Below are 18,259 nucleotides of genomic sequence, written 5' to 3'. Positions count from 1 at the left end.
GCCTATTGTAGTGTGTTTTTATGGATTCGCGATAATCATGTTATCTATGCGGTATAATGCGCCGTTGCCCATATCCCACGTAGGAAATACCATGAGCACGTTTATAGCGCTAATATCTAAGCCCGCATCAAATAGTTGCCCAATAGGGAAGGTGTATGTTTGCCATTCGCCTGTAACAGGTGTTTGCCCTTCATTGCTTTGCGTTAATGCCAGCTCTACTGCGCTTGAAGCGCCAATTGATTCAATTTTAAATAACCATTGTGCATCCACGTCTGAAGGTGCTGTTATTACTTTTAAATCAAACTGTACAACGCCATTTTCTAACAGGGCTGATGCATCAAACGATACGTCTTCATCGGCTAAAAAGCCCATTACAGTAGGTGTTGCACCAATGCTAAACTGAGCCACTTCGCCGTGCTGATCATCGTCGGTTTCTGTTGTAGGTGTTGAACCACCACAGCAATCCCATATGCTCCACTGATCGGCGACTGTATCTGTAAATACGTTTAGCTCACCAGAGGCAACGGGCGCTGCATTAGGGTTGTAAATTTTAACATTATCTACACGGTAAACCGCGCCTTCACCTGCACCCCATGCCGGAAAAATCATAAGTACATCAATTGCACTTACATCAAGGCCTGCACCAGCGAGATCTGATAACTTAAATGTATAAGTTTGCCACTCGCCAGTCACTGGCGCTACACCTTCAACACTTTGCGTTAGCTCAAGTTCTGCAAATGAAGTTGCACCATTTGCCTCTACTTTAAATAACCACGCAGTTGACGGGTCGCTAGGGGTAGATGTTACTTTTAAATCAAACTGAATAACGCCTTCATCTAAAATGCTGCTTGCATCAAATGACTCACCTGCACCACCTACTTCAACACGGCTGTTAAAGCCCATTACTGTAGGCTCTGCACCAATACTAAATTCAGCGGTTACACCGTGCGCTTCATCATCTACCACTTCGATAGGTGTTGAGCCACCACAACAATCCCACATTGGCCATGCTAGGTTTTGCTCATCTTCAAAAATAGTTAGCTCAGGTGATGCGCCTAGGTTGTCTTGTGTAATTTCAACGTCGTCAATTAAAAAGGTTGCGCCTTCGCCCGTGCCCCACTCAGGAAATACCATAAGTACGTCAATTGCGCTGATATCTAAATCTAAGTCAGCAAGGTCAGAAAGTAAAAACGTATAGGTTTGCCACTCACCTACTACAGGTGCTTGGCCTTCAACGCTACTTGTAAGCGGCATATCAGCATCGGTTGAGGCTTCTGTGCTTTCAAGTTTTACAAACCAAGGTGTGTCTGGCACGCTTGGTGCGCTGGTTACTTTCATTTTAAAGCGTACGTAGCCTTCTTCTAGCATAGGTGATGCATCAAAAGGCGTTGCAGCGCCGTTTTCGTCAGTAATAAACGCATCGCGGCTAATAAAACCAACCACTGTAGGCTCGCTACCTATTGTAAATTCAACAACGTCGCCTTGCTCTTCATCACTTACGATTGCAGGTGTAGAGCCACCACAACAATCCCATGCTGGCCAGTTAGGGTTAAAACTGTCGCCAAAAATAGTTAACGGTGTAGCAATACCTGTAGATGGCGGGCTAGGAATAGGCGCTTCGCCCTCTAGCAGGGCATCGTCTAGGCTATCGTAACCTGGGCGAATAGTTTCACACCCTTTGCCGGTATCTGGGTTTGATGCACATTGATAAACGCGTACGTAGTCAATTGCAAACGTTTGGCCGTTTTCAAATGCGCTGGCATCTACGCCTAACTCATTTACGTTTTCAGGCCAGTCGCCGCCTACTGCTAAATTTAACAGTAAGTGAAAGTCTTTATCGTAAGGAGCGCTATCCCAATGAGTTTCTAGCTCGCCAGAACCTTGTTCAAAATACTCTGCAAACCAACCGCGATGTTTCAAACCTGCGGCTTCGCCTTTGGAATTATATAATACTTCTGATTGGCGCTGTGTGGCATATAGGTAGCCATCAACGTACCAGCGTATTTCACCTTCTTGCCACTCTACTGCGTAAGTATGAAAGTCATCTGCTGGGTTGCTATCTTCAGGAAATTTGTACTCTTGGCCTGTGTAGCTGTTATCTGGCCAAGCGCGGCCGTAATGCAATGTGCCATGAATGCTTGATTCAACACCGCCATCTTCGTCAGCGGTTTTTAGGTTTACTGATTCTAAAACATCAATTTCGCCTGAGCGTGGCCATGTACCGTATTCTTCATCGGTTGGTAGCATCCAAAACGCAGGCCAGCTGCCTTGCCCCGAAGGGAGCTTTGCGCGCACTTCAAAGCGGCCATAAGTAAAATCAGCATTGTAACGGGTATTTAAACGCGCAGAAGTGTAGGGCTTTTCAGCGCCTTCAGTTGCGGGTAGGGCAACAATGTTTAACACACCGTCTTGTATAAAGGCGTTTTCTTCGTTATCGGTGTAACATTGTTTTTCGTTGTTACCACCGCCATCGCAGTTTAATTCAAAGTTCCACTTATTAGTATCAATGGCAGAGCCGTCAAACTCGTCGCTCCATACTAGTTGCCAATCTGAAACTGGCTCAGAAGCGTCGATATTTTCAAAATTAGATGTTGTGGCTGAGTCGCCACCACAGCCAGCTAAAGACGCTAACGAAATAGCAGCCAGTAAGCGAGCAATGTGTGTTTTTTCAATGTTCATAGCTGAACCCCGGTTTCACAGATTGTTGTCAGAATGTGTGTTTAAACTTATTAAAAAGAACCATATTTATTTTTGTAAGCGCTTACATTTATCATGTGTTTTTGTAAGCGCTTACAAATAATATTGCGCACTACGTAAATGGTCAACATATTTGTGTGTTTTATTTACATTTAGTTTACGGTAAGACCAGTTTACCAATTGGAGTTATTAACTAAATCGCTAATAAATTTAACAGCTTACATTATTTGTAATGTTGCATTTTTAATACATCTATTAATGTTTTACTTAATTGGTAAATATTAAAGTGACCTGTAGCAATTACATTTAGCGCAAATTGCGATGATTTACCTGTATTAGGCTAACTATAATGGCGTGTAATTTTGCTTTTTTACAAAAAACGAAAGTTAAAAACAAAGTGAAAGTGGTATAGCATTCAATAGGTTAGTAGACCTTTTAAGTGTTTAGCTTGTTAAGGTTAAATTTTAGGGGGTAAGGCTTTGGCGGGGTTTAATAAGGTAAATGTGTAAATTTAAATACGCATTTACCTCTTAATTTATTGTTTATTTTAATAGTATTGTAGCCACTTGAAATGGCAGCTTATTTACGTTTAAACGGCATAATTAGCAAGCCCCACAGCGAGGCGTTTTGCTGCGGGTTAGGGTATTCTTTTAAGCCTATATCTATGTCGTTATCGGCTTTTTGCGCTTCATTTTTGTAACTACCAAACAGTTTATCCCACCAAATAACGCTAAATCCATAGTTTGAATTGGTTTCGCTCACGCGCTGGCTATGATGAATGCGGTGCAGTATTTGGGTCATTAATATGAGCCGAAGTGGTTTTTCTATGGCATTGGGTAAACGTATATTGGCGTGGTTAAACAGCGCTAAACCATTAAGTGCTATTTCAAATATTAATACAGCAATAGCAGGTACACCCAAAGCGGTAACGGCAATTAATTTTATAACTATGCTGAGTACAATTTCGATAGGGTGAAAACGCAAACCTGTGCTGGTATCTACATGGGCATCGGCGTGGTGCACACGGTGCAAGCGCCACAAAATAGGCACTTGATGAAAAAGCCTGTGCTGCCAATAAATAACTATATCAAGCAGTAATATGCTTAAAATAATAGCAACACTACTTGGTGTGGCTATTTGATTAAATAAACCGATACCGTGCTCTTGGTTATAAAGCGCTACGGCAGTTAAGCCTATTGGCACACTTAAGCGAGCAATTACAGAGGCAGCAAACACCAGTCCAAAATTGGCCAACCACCGGGTGGTGCTTTTTATCGGCGATTTACGGGCAGGCATGCGCGATTCTAGCAGCATCATAATAACCAAAATGCTAAAAAAGAACCCTAATCGCCACCAAATTTCATTACTCATTGGCTTGTGTAACCTCATCAGCTTCTTGGCGTTTAAGCGTGTTATAACCACCATGTATACGTGTAAAAATAGTAATAGCGCACGCAGTGGCAAAAATACTCGCCATTAGGGCAAAGTGCTGCGGCCAAATACAAAAGGCAATAAACAGCGCGATGGTTTCTGTGCCTTCGGTTAAACCATTTAAATAGTAAAAGCTTTTGTATTTAAACTGGGGTTTTTCGAGCTTAAATTTTTCGGCGGCTATGGCAAAGGCTAAAAAGCTTGAGCCAGTGCCTATAAAGGTGGCCAGTAATATGCTACCTGCAATGGCGTTTTGCTCGGGGTTTGCCAAAATAAAGCCAAGCGGAATTGCCGCATAAAATAAAAAGTCGAGGGTAATATCTAAAAAGCCGCCAGCACTTGAACTTAAATTTGCATGGCGTGCCAATGCGCCATCTAGCCCATCTAAAATACGATTTAAAGCAATAGCCGTTAACGCTGCGTACCACATTTCAAACGCAATTAATGGCACAGCTAATAGGCCTATTAAAAAGCCTACCACAGTAAGTTGGTCGGGCGTTATGCCGCGTTTGTGCATTAACGCTACAACGGGGGTTAACAGTGGCTTTATTACTGGGGTGATGTATTTGTCTAACATGCTTGGTGCCTTGTACTTTTTGTGCGTTTATTTGGCTAAATTTAAGGTGATCAGTTTGCCATTTGCGGCCTCTGCATCGCTATGATCGTGGGTTACCATAATAGCGGGCAATTTATGCTCGCGTATTTGGCTAAATACTAGCTCGCGCGTATCTACTCTTAATTGGGTATCGAGCTTGCTAAAGGGCTCATCAAGTAAAATGGCTTTTGGCTCGCTCAATAGCATACGCAATAAAGCTACGCGTGCTTGTTGCCCACCAGAGAGGTTGTCGGGGTGGCGATTAGCCATGCCTTTTAATCCAACTTGTTCAAGGGCGTGCTCTATTTTTTCAAGGCGCTGTTTTTTATTGCCTTTAGGCATAGCAAAGGCAATGTTACCGCTTACCGATAAATGCGAAAATAATAACGCATCTTGATAAAGCACGCCTATGTGGCGTAAATGTGCGGGCAAGTTATTAATATTTTCGCCGTTAAGCCACACTTCGCCATTTGCGCTAAAACCACTGGGTAATGTGCCGGTAAGCCAATTTAATAAACTTGATTTACCACTGCCTGATGGCCCCATAACAGTGAGTATTTCGCCGCCTTTTACCTGCTCGTTTAAGCTAAGTAATTGCTGGTTTTGACGATAAAGCTCACAATTTTTAATCTCTAAAGATGACTGCATTAAAAACCTTTTAATTTATGGGTTAGCGATGGGCGCTTTTAAAAAAGTACTTAGGTAACACCCACGCCAGTATAAAGCCAATGAGTGGCAATGCCATTTGCATAATGGCATACACCGCACTGGTGCGCCTACTTGCGCCATTAGCAAGGGTAACCGCTTCGGTTGTTATGGTTGCTATGCGCCCGCCACCGGCTAAAAGTGTAGGTAAATATTGGCCAAAGCTAATGGCTAAACCAAGTGCCGCCGCAATTAAAATAGGAGCAAATAACTGGGGTAATTTTACTTGTAAAAACACTTTGCAGGGCGTTGCGCCAAGGCTTGCTGCTACATGAGCAAAGCGAGGGTCTAAGCGCCTATAACTGCTCGCAAGCGATAAAAACACATACGGTAGTACAAACAATAAGTGGGTAAATACCACATTAAAAAACGCGGCCTGGTTATTTACTAGTTGTTGCAGCCACACTAGGCCAAATAAAAATGCAATACTTGGCACAAGCAGCGGTAAATAAATAATTAAGCTGGTAAAGCGCGACATAGGTTTGGCACTTAACTGCTCTGACTCTAAGCACAAAAGGGTAATAATAATGGCAAATAACGTAGTAACTAGCCCTATAGCAAGGGTATTAAAAAGCGGGCTTTGCATTTGCATTAGCGCACTTTTAAAGTGAAGTAGCGTGAGCTGATCGGGCAGTGCCGCCGGAAAACGCCAAAATCCGGCAACCGACCACATAATTAAGCCAATTAACGAGAGCAAAATAAAGCCAATTACAAATACTGTTAATACGGTTGTTATTTTTTGCCAATAAACGCCGCCATACTCTCGCTCGCCATTGGTGAGTAAATCGCTAAATAATGCTTTTATCGCTTTTTCGCCGCCAAGCCAAAGTGCTAGCAAACCGCCAGTAAGTACAAGCTGTAATAGTGCCCCCGCTGAGGCTTTAATACGCAGGTTTAAATCTACATCGTGAAACCAGTGCATAATAGCGACAGCCAAGGTGGGTGGTGTATTTGGCCCCAGAATAAGTGGCATTTCTACACTTGCGCTGGCATAAGCCAATACGGCTAAAATGGGTAGGCGCAATAATGGGTAAAGGCTTGGTAATATTACTTTAAAAAAAGCCGTCATAGGGCAGTAGCCCAAGTTAAGCGCTACTTTATGTTGCTGGCGCAGCTTTTTGCCAAGCTCAGGTTGGGCAAGCACACCTAGCGCCATTAACAGTAAAAAAGGCAGCTCTTTGAGGGTTAAGCCTAAAATTATACTAATTCCAAACGCGTCATGCGGAAACATGCCGTTAGGCGCAAGTTCCCACCCACTAAACCAAGGCGATACTAAGCGCGAGATCATTCCCGAAGGAGCAATTAAAAAACCAACCGCAATAGCCGCTGCCGCGTGGGGAATTACCAGTATCGGGCTCAATAAACGCTGAATACGGTTAAGCCACGGGCTATTAAAAAATGCAGCTAAAATCATTAATGTAATGGTAAAGGCTAGTAAGCTACTTATTAATCCGCTGCCAACACTTAGCATAACCATGTGTGTTAGGCCGGGTGTTTGCATGAGCATAGTAAAGCCATGTAGGCCAAGTGTTGTGTGCTCAAGTACCGGCGCATAACCAAAAGCGGGCAATAGCACGCTAATTAAGCCGCCTATTACCGGCAAAATAAGCAATGCCAGTAAAAAGCGTGGGCTTAATGTCACTAATTTACTAAACATATCGGCGCTTTTATGTGGTTTAAGCGTTGGGCTTGCTGCTAACTTATTTGATACAACACTCATTGGCTTACTCCAAAACGCGCTTGCCAACCTTGCAAAATAGCATTTACCCAGCTTGGGTGTGGCTCACTTAGCGTGCGTTTAATACTATTTAAAGGCAGGGCGCTTGGATGCGGTTGCGTTGTTTTAAATAAAGCTTGTTGCTGTGGTGCTAGCGTTGATTGAATAAGTACGCTTTTATCGCCCCATATAGGCGCTTGTTGTTTTTGAGCTTGCGCCTCTGGGCTTAATAAAAAATTAGCCACTAACTGCGCACTTTGTGCATGGCTTGCATTATAAGGTATGGCTACAAAGTGGGTGTTACTTAAACTGCCATCTTGCATTGCATAACTGCGAATACTTTTTGGTAAATCATAACGTTTAACGGCGGCGGGCACTTCTGGCGCTGAAAACGTAAACGCTATGCTTAGCTCGGTGTCGCCCACTAAGCGGCGCATTTGTGCACCACTTTGCATAAAGTGTTTACCGCCGCGCCAAAGTGTTGGGTGCAGCTTATTTAAAAAATCCCATAACGGGTTTAATACTTGGGCTGTGTTTTTTGCAGTAGCTGGCTGATTTAACTGCGCTTTAAGTGTTTCATCACTTTGTTGATGTAGCATAACAAGCGCGTATTTTAAAAAGCTCATTCCTAAAAAATCAGGTGGCTTTGGGTAGCTAAATCGCCCTGGGTTTTGTACGCTCCAGCTAAGTAATTGGTTTAGGGTTGTTGGTAGTGTGTTATTTGCAGTGCCATCAATTGCTAAACTGTCGTAGTAAAAGGTGAGCGATGCTTGGCCCCAAGGTGCTTCCATCCCGTTGGTGGGTATTCCAAAATCAAAATTAACAGCAGGGTTATTACTAGGGTCGGTGTAGCTAAAATTAGGCAGCTTATTAGCCCATTGTTTTAGTAATAATGAGTGCTCGCTCATGGTGGCAAAGTTAGCACCGTTTATCCAAATTAAATCTACGCTGCCTTTATCGTTATTGTTTGCTGATTTTTCGGCAAGTACCCGGCTAACGGCTTCGCTGGTATCACTGAGTTTTACATGTACTAAGTTAATGTTGTATTTGGCTTTTACTTGCTGCGCAGCCCATTGAATATATGCATTTATTTGCGCATCGCCGCCCCACGCATAAAAATATACGCTTTGATTTTTACCTAAGCTTTCTATTTGTTGCCAACGGCTTTGTAGTTGTGTACTTGCTAGGCTTTTAAAGCTAATAATAAGGCAAATGCAAAACGCGACACAGCAAAAGCTGTATCGCGATAATGTTTGCCAACATTTATTGGTGAGCATTTAAATCCCAGTTGTAGTCTAAAAATTTAACTTTCATGTTGTTATTTTTAAGCGCTTTTTGCTGAGCGGGTATCAGTTTTAGTGCTTTAGGGTATTGCATAAAAAACTGCTGCAGCGTGTTTGCGCCTTTAAAGCCTTGTTCAAAATCCTCGCCGTACCACTTAAATATTGAAGATACACTTAGCGTGTTATCTTGCGCTATATTGCGGGTTGCATCTGATAAAAAACGCACCGTTTGCGCTTGCAATTGGCTGTCTAAATCAGTGGCTGTGTAGGCTTCTGCACGTAGGGCTGGGCAGCCAATACTTGCGCAATTTACAGCAAAATGAATACGTGGGTCGTTGTATTTACCACTGCCACGTATTAAACCATGTTCTATATCATCAAGACTGCGCGTTTTACCAAGTAATGGCACAAACTCTTTGCTCCATGGTGAGCTAAAAAAGCTGCCTAAATCTTTAATTGATTTAAGGTTTGGGTATTTTGTTAATATTAGTTCAACAGTAAAGGCGTTATACGCGTTGATTAAAAACGCCAGCTGCTTTGGTTTTTCCCATGTATCAAACTCATTTTGCGTAACAGCCGATAGCGAATCTAAATAGCTTTTAAGCTCGCTGTGCTTAGCTTTAATTGCTGCATAATCAACCTCAGTGCTGTGGCCATTATTAATAGCTACAACATGGTTGTTTAATAATGCGTTCCAGCTGTCGTGCATATTTTGAGCTTGGGCCGAAAATGACGTTGCAAACGATGTTGCAAGCAAAGCAGACCCTAACAATAGCGCTTTTAAAGGTGTTTTAAACATATTAGCCTCTGCGCCATGTGTGGTATTTTTCAAGCATGTTAAGTACTTTTTCTGGTGCGTGAGCGCGTTTCCACTCGCCTGCTGCGTACTTGTTACCTTCAGCCCAAGTAGGGTAGCTGTGAATAGTGCCTAGTATTTTGTTAAGGCCTAAACCGTGTTTCATTGCTAGTACAAACTCAGCTATTAAATCGCCAGCGTGCTCAGACACCACAGTAACACCGAGTATTTTGTCTTTGCCTTTTGGTGTAATTACTTTAATAAAGCCTTTGGTGGCGCTGTCGGTAATGGCGCGGTCTAGCTCTTCAAATTCAAAGCGAGTGATTTCATAGTCTATGCCTTTATCAATAGCGTCTTGCTCGTTTAAGCCAACACGTGCTACTTCTGGGTCAATAAACGTAGTCCACGGAATAACACGGTAATCTACTTTAAACTTTTTAAGATTACCAAATAAGCCATTTACTGCTGCGTACCAACCCTGATGAGCGGCTACGTGCGTAAACTGATACGGACCTACAATATCGCCAGCGGCAAAAATGTTAGGGTAAAGCGTTTCTAGGTATTCGTTAGTGACTACAGTACGATTAGTTTCAATACCGAGTTCTTCAAGGCCGTAACCTTTAAGGCGAGCGCTTCGGCCCACAGCACATAGTAGCTCATCGTATTCAATATCGATTTCGGTATCATTATGTTTTACCACAATGAATTTTTTACCGTCGCGCGCTTCACAGCGCAGTGTCTGATGCGATGTTAAAATGTTTACGCCGCTCTCAATAAGCGCTTCGTGAGCAAAGGTAGACACTTCTAGGTCTTCTTTGATCATAATGCGTTCAGCCATTTCAATTTGCGTAACATTTGAACCTAAGCGTGCAAAACTTTGTGCAAGTTCACTACCAATTGGGCCACCGCCAAGTACAACAAGTTTTTTAGGGGCTTCTTCAAGCTCTGCAAATTTAGTCCATAATGTATCGCTTGTTACATAGCCTGTTTCTTCAATACCAGGAAGTGGCGGTACAAATGGCCGTGCGCCTGTGGCAATAACAATCGTACGGGCGGTTAACGTTTGCGTGCCACCGTCGTTAAGCTTAATTTCTACAGTCCACGGGTCTAATAATTTACCGTAGCCTTTTACTACATCTACGCCTAGGTTAGTGTAACGCTCAACGCTATCGTGTGGGGCGATGTCGGCAATTACTTGGTGTACACGTGCCATTACTTTTTTAAACGAAAACTGCGGTGCCATGTTTTCTAAGCCGTAGTGTTCACCGTGGCGAATTTGCTCAGCAATTTTAGCGCTTTTAATAACGGCTTTACTTGGCACACACCCGTAGTTTAAACAATCGCCGCCCATTTCGCCGGCTTCAATTAGCGTTACTTTGGCTTTAACTGCTGCTGCAATGTAGCTTGTTACTAAGCCTCCAGCACCTGCGCCAATAACAATCATGTTACGGTCAAACTTTTTAGGTTTAGTGTAATTTTTGTATACGCGACGTTTTTTAAACACGTTTAAGATTCCTTTAGCAATAAAAGGGAATACACCCAATAAAGCGAACGATAAAATAAGATCGAGCGATAAAATGCCAGATAAGCTCTCAATTTGCGCAAGTTGCGTACCCGCGTTTACAAATACAAATGTACCCGCGAGCATGCCTATTTGGCTTACCCAGTAAAAGGTCCATGCTTTAATGGCGGTAACACCCATCAATAAGTTAATTAAAAAGAACGGAAATACGGGTACTAACCTAAGCGTAAATAAGTAAAAGCCACCTTCTTTTTCAACGCCTGCGTCAATAGCGTCTAAGCGCTCAGGAAAACGTTGTTTAATTGTATCGCGTAGTAAGTAACGCGATACTAAAAAGGCAAGCGTAGCACCTACCGTAGAGGCAAAAGAGGCAACTAATAAACCTTCAACTAAGCCAAATAATGCACCTGCGGCCAGTGTTAATATTGCCGCACCCGGTAAGGAGAGAGCCGTTACTACTACGTACAGTAAAAAGAAGCCACCAAAAACCAACAATGGTGATTGCTCTTTATATTGGCTAAATTGATCCATCGACCCTTTTAAGCCTTCAAGCGTAAGTAACTGGTGTAAATTAAAGTGAAAGAACAAGCCTATAGCCGCTGCTGCAATCAATACCAAAAATAGTTTTTTAATCATGTTCTCTCAACCGCTCTTAAAAATTATGGGTTAGTGTTAATTTTGCGTTTATTGGCAGTTCTGGAAATGCCAATGTTGCACCAAAGTAACCCCCTTCAAATACAGGACGCCAGTTTTTTTGATTAGTGACATTGTTTACATCTAATCGCAACTTAGTCCTAGGCGAAAAAGCGTAGCTAGTATTAACGTTTAGCGTGTATTGATCACGAATTTTAACTGTTGCTAAAAAGTCTAATGGGTAACTCTTTGTATATAGGCCTGAAAAACCCATTTGCCATTTCGAATTAATTGAATAATTTCCGTTAAAACTGAACGATTGCTCAGGAATGCCCTGAACTTGGCGGTTTGAAGGTGCAAACGCGGTAAAACTTGGTGCGCCAACGCCGGTACCTGCAATAATATCTGGGCGTGAATTGTCAAACGCATCGATTACTTGAGCAGAATCTTGACTGCTTGCAGAATTGTCGTAACGAGCGTCTATGTAGCTGTAACCCGCACTTAGCCAATAAGGGTAGGCATCGTAAAATACTTGGCTTTCAAAACCTGTAGTACGAATACCTGTATTGCTGCCGTCGCGATTACGTAAACTACGGCGCTGGCTAAATACCGCGCCATCAGCGTACCAGTCGCTATTGGTAGGGGCGTACTTTAAGCCAAACTCAACTAAGGTGTTTTCGGTTGCAAAATTTTGTGCGCTAATCGTGTTATCGCTGCCAAGCGATGTACCGCCAGCCATACTGTTTGATGTGGCTTCGTTATAACTTGCTGCACCATAAGTGGTGTAATCACTATTTAATTTGTAATTAAAGCTAACTTGGCCAGAATGCAGGGTTTCGTTAATGCTGTCGCTTGCGGCAACTTGGCCTTGTGGTGCAATAGGATCGTTTGCTTCTACATCGTAAAAGTCAATGCGGTAACCCACACTGGTATGAAGTTTATCGCCCCAATCTGAGTCTTGTTGAATGGCAAGCCCTGTTTGCCATGAGCGTGAGTCGGTGGTGTCTGATAAGTTAAAGTCGCCGCTGCCATCGTTATCTAAATCGTATTGACCACCAGGCGATACAAATACACCTGGGCTTAGCTCTACTAAACGTGCTTTTTGTGCATCGGTTAAGGGAATGCGACGGTTTGAAAGTGGGCCAGTTAAATCAATTGGTAAATCGGCCTCGGTAGTAAATTGGCTGTAGCCAAGTACTTTGTTGTAGCGTACGTCAAAAGCAAAAATTGTTTGCTGGTCACTATTCCAGCGGTAGGTAAGCTCAGTGCGGTTTTGCGCTGTATCGGCGCCGTCTATAATTTCTACAAAGCTGTTTTGGGCTATTTCTTCACGCTGTAAATGCTGAAAGTACGTAATGTTTTTAAGTGAGGCATTAGCACTTAGCTCACGCTTATAAATGCTGTGAATTAAATAAGTGGTTGCTTCGTTTTGGTTATCAGGGTCGGTAAGTACGGTGCTGCGATCTATTTTTACTTGCCCAGTAGGCGAAACAATTGAACCCGCTGCTGGTACGGTACTGCCATTGGCTTGCACGCCTTGGCCGGTAATATAAAGGCCATCATCAATTAAGGCTTGGATAGGGCGGTTAATACCGGCGTTGTCGGTAAATTCAACTTGGTATAGCTCAAAGTTAATATCCCAACTGCTTTTATCATCGGGCAATATGCGTAGTGCTGCAAATAAACTGTCGCTTTTAGTGCCTGAGTAATCGTAGTAACTGCCTTCATCAAGGTGCTCGTAACTTACTCTAAGGCCCACTTTATCTTTTATAATGGGGGCAGTGTAATCTACCTGGGCACTGTATTGATCCCATCGCCCGGCTGAGAGTTTAACTTTACCTTTACTTTCATCTGTAGAGGCAGTCTTTGAGTGTAAATTTACAAAACCACCGTTACGTTGGCTTGAACCAAATAAAACAGGTGGTGCACCTTTTACTACGTCTATTTGTTCTACAGAATTGAACGATAACGGCACGCCAAAGCCATTATTACCCGCTTGACGACGTGTACCATCTTGAAAAAGCTCACCCAGTTGGCCACGAATAGTAGGTAAGCTTGGCGCACCAAAGCCACTTGCAGAGTAAGTGTTTGGGCTCACGGCTAGTACGTCTTGTAGGGTAGTAATATTTAGTTGCTCTATTAACTCGCTTGAAATAGGCGTTACTGAGCGTGCTATGTCTTGCAGTGCAAGGTTGTCGCCGAAGGGGCCGTTAATAGTGGCATCTTTTACAGAAAGCCCTTGAGATTTAATCGTTTGGCCTGCTACTTCAATACGTTCAATTGAGTCGGTATTAGCTGCAGATTGTGCCGCATGAGCATAAAAATTAGGTGTGAGTGAAGCGGCTATAAAAAGTGCCAAATATGAATGTTTCAAAAGGGTTCTCATTTTGGTTAGTGTGAATGTGGCAATAAAGACCTGCAGCTTTGTGAATAACTTTCAGTAAATATTAATTCTTTTTGTTTTTTAGAATGAAACGTTAAAAGTTTAGCACATTGCTCAAAAGCGTTATTCAGTTTTAGGCACTATGTTTTTGTTTTACAAATACTGTAGTTAGTTATTGCCATAATAGGTCGTAATTTATAAATAGCGGTTTTATACGCAAACAAACGCAAAGCAGGGCACAGAATTTATTAAAAAATTATACATTAAGGTGAAATAAAATATGTGTTGAGCGGTCTTGCTAGTTTCAACATTAAATTATTTAGTTTTAAGGAAATTTTATGACTGGTACAACAGGTACTGACTTTCAAAATCGTTTGCAGTGGTCGCTTTTTTCGCTACGCCTAGGTGTATTTATTGTAATGATTATGTGGACGTTTGATAAGTTTGTTAACCCTGGGCATAGCGCACGAATTTTTGAGCATTTTTATGGTGTTAGCGGCTCTACAGATGTGGTTGCTTATGTACTGGGGGCGTTACAGCTTATTTTAGTGTTGGCTTTTTTAGCGGGTATTAAAAAGCGCCTTACTTATGGCGTTATATTTGTAATGCACGGCCTATCAACGCTTTCATCTTATAATCAGTATATTGATGGCTTTAATAACTTATTGTTTTTTACAGCGTGGCCAATGTGGGCAGCGTGTTTTGCACTTTATGTGTTACGCGAGCAAGACGTTAAATTTACCATTAAGTAGCACTGCAAAAAAAATGGTTATAAGCCATACGGCTTATAACCAATAAGTACACAAGGGAGTGTATGGAAGTCGGTTTAATTAATAACTAATGCATGGCATCGTTGTACTGTTTAGCTAGGCTTTCTTTTTGCCCTTCGGTTAGGGCTTTACCCGCTAATTGAAATACTTCATGTTCTTCTTCGCTTAAATGATGATGCACTAAATGGTGCAATTTTTTAGCAGCAACTAACCATGCCGATGAGCTCATTTCGGTGTCTTCAAGTTGTTCTATTAATTCGTCAATTTCATGGTGTTCAGCAACGCTGTGGCGTGCTTTTTCGTGCGTTAGATCGTCAAACATAAGTGGGTTATAAAAATAACGCTCTTCAAATTTTGCATGATCTTCTAATTCGGTTTTTAGCTCGTCCATTAGCTTGTGGCGCTGCTGCGTATCGCCGTGCGTTTGAATAAGGGCATCTACTAACTCGCGTTGTTTATCGTGGTCGTGACGTAGCGCTTCAAAAATATTCATAACTCTTTCCTTGCTGTAATTGCTTTATAAACTTTTAAAAAGCAAGCGCAGTGCCAGATTTTAATATGTTGATATAATTGACTTTAATGTACTTTTGGTTGGTTTGGATGGCGTTGCTCTGTAACTTTTACACATAAACAGCTGCAATTTTTTCAGATTAAAAGAGGTGATTGCTTTTGACGCTACATAAGCTTACATATTTTTACTGGTTGGGTATTTTATTGAGGTGGTAAAGTAGCGCATTATTTGGGTACAAGCTGTACATACTTGCCTTACCTATATTTTTATAAAACTTTAGATATTAGGATAGTTTAAGGATGAACTTAAAAAGCCCCACTACAGCATTATTACTGTGCGCGTTATTAAGTGCATGTAGTACAGCCGAGCATTCTGAACGACGTGTATGCATACAAGAGGCAGAAATGACTGAGCTAAATGGCGCTAAAACAAGCTCAGAGGTTTACAATGAATGTGTAAGCGCTCAAATAAAAAAGGATGCTAAAGGCGACACTTTTTTTGATGAAGTTGGTGTGTTTTTTATTGATCTACTTGTTTTAATAGCCGACTAAGTAAGCAAACTTACAGCTATAATTTAAAGCACAAGGGTGCGTAAAATAGGATTGAATATGAAAGCGTTTTTAATTGTATTTTCATTGTGTATATTTTTAACTGGCTGTGCGGCAAAGCCTTATGCGGGCTCTGCTCAATGTATGGAGCAAGCTGATATAGCTTATGAAACCAATATACATAAAAATGAGCCGCTAAATAATGAATGCAAAGCTACAAAAGTAAATACGCCTAATAAAGAGTTTGAGAATCATAGTATTGTTGATAGAAGTCTTTTACAGCTAATTGTTAGTTTTTTAAACGGTATATTTAGATAATTAAAATACAATTAAATAAGGTATGTATGCAGGAAGAACTAAAAGCAAAAATTATAGCTGTGTGCGATAAAAAAATAGCAGCCAAAGGCGAAAACGTAGGCCTTTCTTTTTACGCTTTTTTTGCAAATAAAAACGACAATCCAGAGCTGCTGATGCAAGCCGCTACGTGGTGGATACACACCCACAAGTTAGATCACTTTGAAAAAGCGATAAAAATAAAACAAATGATTATTGAAGGTGACTAATAACGTATATTTACGCGATTGCTACTTGGTTTCTGCCATTTTCTTTTGCTTTATAGAGTTGTTGGTCTGCACGTTTAATTAGCTCGCTGAGTGAGTTGCTTTTAGCATCACTTATTGCCACGCCAGCACTAAAGGTAACGTGTGTTTTACTTGGCAATGCCTCAATATGACTGCAGTACTGCGTTAACTTATTTTCAAGATTTTCAAAAAAGTTGTTTATTTTATCCCGGTTTTGCGTTTTTAAAACAAATAGCCACTCTTCGCCGCCATAGCGCCCAAACTTATCGTTAGTACTTAGTGTGTCTTTTGCTGCTTGAGCAAATTTTATAAGTACTAAATCTCCTATATCATGGCCAAATTTGTCGTTAATAGCTTTAAAGTAATCTAAATCGACAATAGCTATTGCTAGGCTCTGCTGGGATAAACACTCATTTGCTTTTTGCAAAATGCCACGCCGGTTTAAGCTGTTAGTTAGGTAGTCGGTTAATGCTATAGCATGGTATTTTTTACGTTGGCGCATTTGGCGGTAAAATAAAAATAGCGACACGATGACTAAAATAAAGGCAATTGAGGCACTTAAGCGCCAAATTATTTTTTGCTGGTGTTCTTCTGTTGCCTGCAGTTTGTTTATGTCTTTTTCGTATTCTAGCTGTAAAATTTTGTCTTCTTTTTCTTTTACTTCAAATTTAACTTGCAAGGTTTTTATATTGGTTTCGCTGGTGGCTTCGTAGTGTTTTATTGTATAAGCAAGCTCATCTTCAATAGCTTTAAATGCATCTTCAGTGAAGTTAAGCTGGCGCTTTAATTTATAGCGTTTGCTTAAAAAATCAGCCTTATAAATGCTGCGGCTAAATTTATCTAGGTTTAAAAATACTTCGTCGTTTACTTGGTTGGCTTTATTTAATAAATTTTGCTTTGTGTAGATGTCTGATAATAAAATCATTGATGCTAAATGCATGTCGTTAATGCCGGCAGAGCTTGCAAGTGCAATATTTTTGTTTGCAAGCATTAAAGCTGTATCGTAATTACCCTGCAGGTATTGAATATTTGCAATAGAATATTGAGCGAAGGCTAAACCTTTTTTCATATTAACTTTGCTAAAATAAGCCAGCGCTTTATTTAAGTATACAAGCGCGTCTTTAGGCTGACCGACCTCAAGTAATACATTTCCTAAACTCCAATAAGCTTTAGCAGTAAATAGGCCGTCGCTTGTTTGCTCGTAGGCATCTACCGATTTTTGGGCATAATAAATGGCTTTTTCTTTATCATCTTTGTAGAGGTAGTTGTAAGCGTCGGCAATTTTTCTAAAAAAGTAGCCCTGCGAGGCTATGTCTTCTTCTTTTATAGCAAGCTCTAAACCTGTTAACGCCGCACTTAGCGTTTTTTTAAGTTCGTCGGTTTCGGTGTAGTAATAGGCTATAGCCCGAAAAACAATGATTTTTTCGTTAGGAGAAAGCTGTTTTACCTGCGTTTGCAGTTGATTAGCAAGCGATTGCGCATTACTTAACTCTTTGTTAATTGCGAAAAGTTTAAGCTGAGCCTCTAAAAATAGTAGGTGACTGTTTTTATATGTTACAAGCTCAGTACTCTTTAAATACATTAGCAAATGGGTACTTAGCGCGGTGTATTGTTCTTGTCGAAAAAGTAGCTCTGAATATAAGGCAGCCGCTTCAAGGTGCAACTGTTTATGCTTTGTATGTTTAGTGACATTATAAGCGTGGGTTAGTTGTTTTTGGTGTAAAAGGTAATCTAGCTTGTTGGCTTTAATATCACTAAGCAGGCTTTGGATTGATTTTATATCAGATGAAGTTAGTGAAGAGCTATTGGCAAATGTAGCACTACTTGTTAGTAAAAATAACAGGAGCACAAAAAAGCGAAACCACACCATATTGATTTTTATTATTATATTGTTCGTCATTTATTTTTTACTGAATCAACACCTAAAACGATATAACTAACTATAGCATTGCTTGTAAATAACAAGTTAATGCTTTATTGGAAATACACCACCACATCCCTTTGAAAGTTCAATTTCTAGTAAATAAGTACGAAAAGCATTATTAAAATAATGATGACACCCATGACAAATAAGGAAGACACCCATT

15 protein-coding genes are annotated in these 18,259 nt (G+C 41.1%); 4 read left to right on the top strand and 11 right to left on the bottom strand.

The annotated features are described in order from the left end of the window. Window positions 1-18 precede the first annotated feature (18 nt). The 9 genes from VOI46_RS20545 to VOI46_RS20505 all read right to left on the bottom strand — a co-directional run bounded on the left by VOI46_RS20545 (window position 19) and on the right by VOI46_RS20505 (window position 13,753). Window positions 19-2,679, bottom strand: a complete 2,661-nt coding sequence (locus VOI46_RS20545; RefSeq protein ID WP_282337878.1) for a glycoside hydrolase family 16 protein — start codon at window positions 2,677-2,679, stop codon at window positions 19-21. Between the two features lie 597 nt (window positions 2,680-3,276). Further along, a complete protein-coding gene (locus tag VOI46_RS20540; protein WP_004589580.1) occupies window positions 3,277-4,068 on the bottom strand; it encodes a sterol desaturase family protein in 792 nt (263 codons plus the stop codon). Next, window positions 4,061-4,705, bottom strand: a complete 645-nt coding sequence (locus VOI46_RS20535; RefSeq protein ID WP_004589581.1) for a CDP-alcohol phosphatidyltransferase family protein — start codon at window positions 4,703-4,705, stop codon at window positions 4,061-4,063. Before VOI46_RS20535 ends, VOI46_RS20540 begins: the two co-directional genes overlap by 8 nt. Window positions 4,706-4,732: 27 nt before the next feature. Further along, window positions 4,733-5,371, bottom strand: coding sequence for an ATP-binding cassette domain-containing protein (locus tag VOI46_RS20530; protein WP_004589582.1), 639 nt, complete (start codon window positions 5,369-5,371; stop codon window positions 4,733-4,735). Window positions 5,372-5,393: 22 nt separating this feature from the next. Further along, window positions 5,394-7,148 (bottom strand): ABC transporter permease subunit, encoded by a 1,755-nt coding sequence (locus VOI46_RS20525; RefSeq protein ID WP_004589583.1) that lies wholly within the window; start codon window positions 7,146-7,148, stop codon window positions 5,394-5,396. Then, window positions 7,145-8,422, bottom strand: coding sequence for an ABC transporter substrate-binding protein (locus tag VOI46_RS20520; RefSeq protein WP_004589584.1), 1,278 nt, complete (start codon window positions 8,420-8,422; stop codon window positions 7,145-7,147). Before VOI46_RS20520 ends, VOI46_RS20525 begins: the two co-directional genes overlap by 4 nt. Next, a complete protein-coding gene (locus VOI46_RS20515) occupies window positions 8,409-9,227 on the bottom strand; it encodes a DUF547 domain-containing protein (RefSeq protein WP_039972556.1) in 819 nt (272 codons plus the stop codon). Before VOI46_RS20515 ends, VOI46_RS20520 begins: the two co-directional genes overlap by 14 nt. A gap of 1 nt (window position 9,228) precedes the next feature. After that, on the bottom strand, window positions 9,229-11,382 hold the full coding sequence (locus tag VOI46_RS20510) for a bifunctional TVP38/TMEM64 family protein/FAD-dependent oxidoreductase (protein ID WP_004589586.1): 2,154 nt from the start codon (window positions 11,380-11,382) through the stop codon (window positions 9,229-9,231). Between the two features lie 16 nt (window positions 11,383-11,398). Beyond that, entirely contained in the window at window positions 11,399-13,753 is a 2,355-nt protein-coding gene (locus VOI46_RS20505) for a TonB-dependent receptor (RefSeq protein ID WP_004589587.1), read from the bottom strand. 347 nt (window positions 13,754-14,100) lie between these two features. Between VOI46_RS20505 and VOI46_RS20500 the strand changes: the two genes are divergently transcribed. Further along, complete coding sequence (locus VOI46_RS20500) at window positions 14,101-14,514, top strand: hypothetical protein (protein ID WP_004589588.1); 414 nt, start codon at window positions 14,101-14,103, stop codon at window positions 14,512-14,514. 85 nt (window positions 14,515-14,599) lie between these two features. Here VOI46_RS20500 and VOI46_RS20495 read toward each other — a convergent pair whose 3' ends face one another. After that, the gene (locus VOI46_RS20495) at window positions 14,600-15,025 is read right to left on the bottom strand and encodes a hemerythrin domain-containing protein (protein ID WP_004589589.1); all 426 of its coding nucleotides are present in this window, start codon (window positions 15,023-15,025) and stop codon (window positions 14,600-14,602) included. 317 nt (window positions 15,026-15,342) lie between these two features. Between VOI46_RS20495 and VOI46_RS20490 the strand changes: the two genes are divergently transcribed. The 3 genes from VOI46_RS20490 to VOI46_RS20480 are packed head-to-tail and all read left to right on the top strand — an operon-like array spanning window position 15,343 to window position 16,154. Continuing rightward, window positions 15,343-15,594, top strand: a complete 252-nt coding sequence (locus VOI46_RS20490) for a hypothetical protein (protein ID WP_004589590.1) — start codon at window positions 15,343-15,345, stop codon at window positions 15,592-15,594. Window positions 15,595-15,651: 57 nt separating this feature from the next. Beyond that, complete coding sequence (locus tag VOI46_RS20485) at window positions 15,652-15,909, top strand: hypothetical protein (RefSeq protein WP_004589591.1); 258 nt, start codon at window positions 15,652-15,654, stop codon at window positions 15,907-15,909. Window positions 15,910-15,935: 26 nt separating this feature from the next. Further along, window positions 15,936-16,154 (top strand): DUF6500 family protein, encoded by a 219-nt coding sequence (locus tag VOI46_RS20480; protein ID WP_004589592.1) that lies wholly within the window; start codon window positions 15,936-15,938, stop codon window positions 16,152-16,154. A gap of 10 nt (window positions 16,155-16,164) precedes the next feature. Here VOI46_RS20480 and VOI46_RS20475 read toward each other — a convergent pair whose 3' ends face one another. Continuing rightward, the gene (locus VOI46_RS20475; protein ID WP_004589593.1) at window positions 16,165-18,072 is read right to left on the bottom strand and encodes a tetratricopeptide repeat-containing diguanylate cyclase; all 1,908 of its coding nucleotides are present in this window, start codon (window positions 18,070-18,072) and stop codon (window positions 16,165-16,167) included. Window positions 18,073-18,259 lie beyond the last annotated feature (187 nt).

Source organism: Pseudoalteromonas sp. CuT4-3 (assembly GCF_035666335.1).
GTDB classification, from domain to species: domain Bacteria; phylum Pseudomonadota; class Gammaproteobacteria; order Enterobacterales; family Alteromonadaceae; genus Pseudoalteromonas; species Pseudoalteromonas atlantica.
Note: the sequence above shows the minus strand (reverse complement) of the source record. Positions and strands in the feature narration are given on the sequence as shown.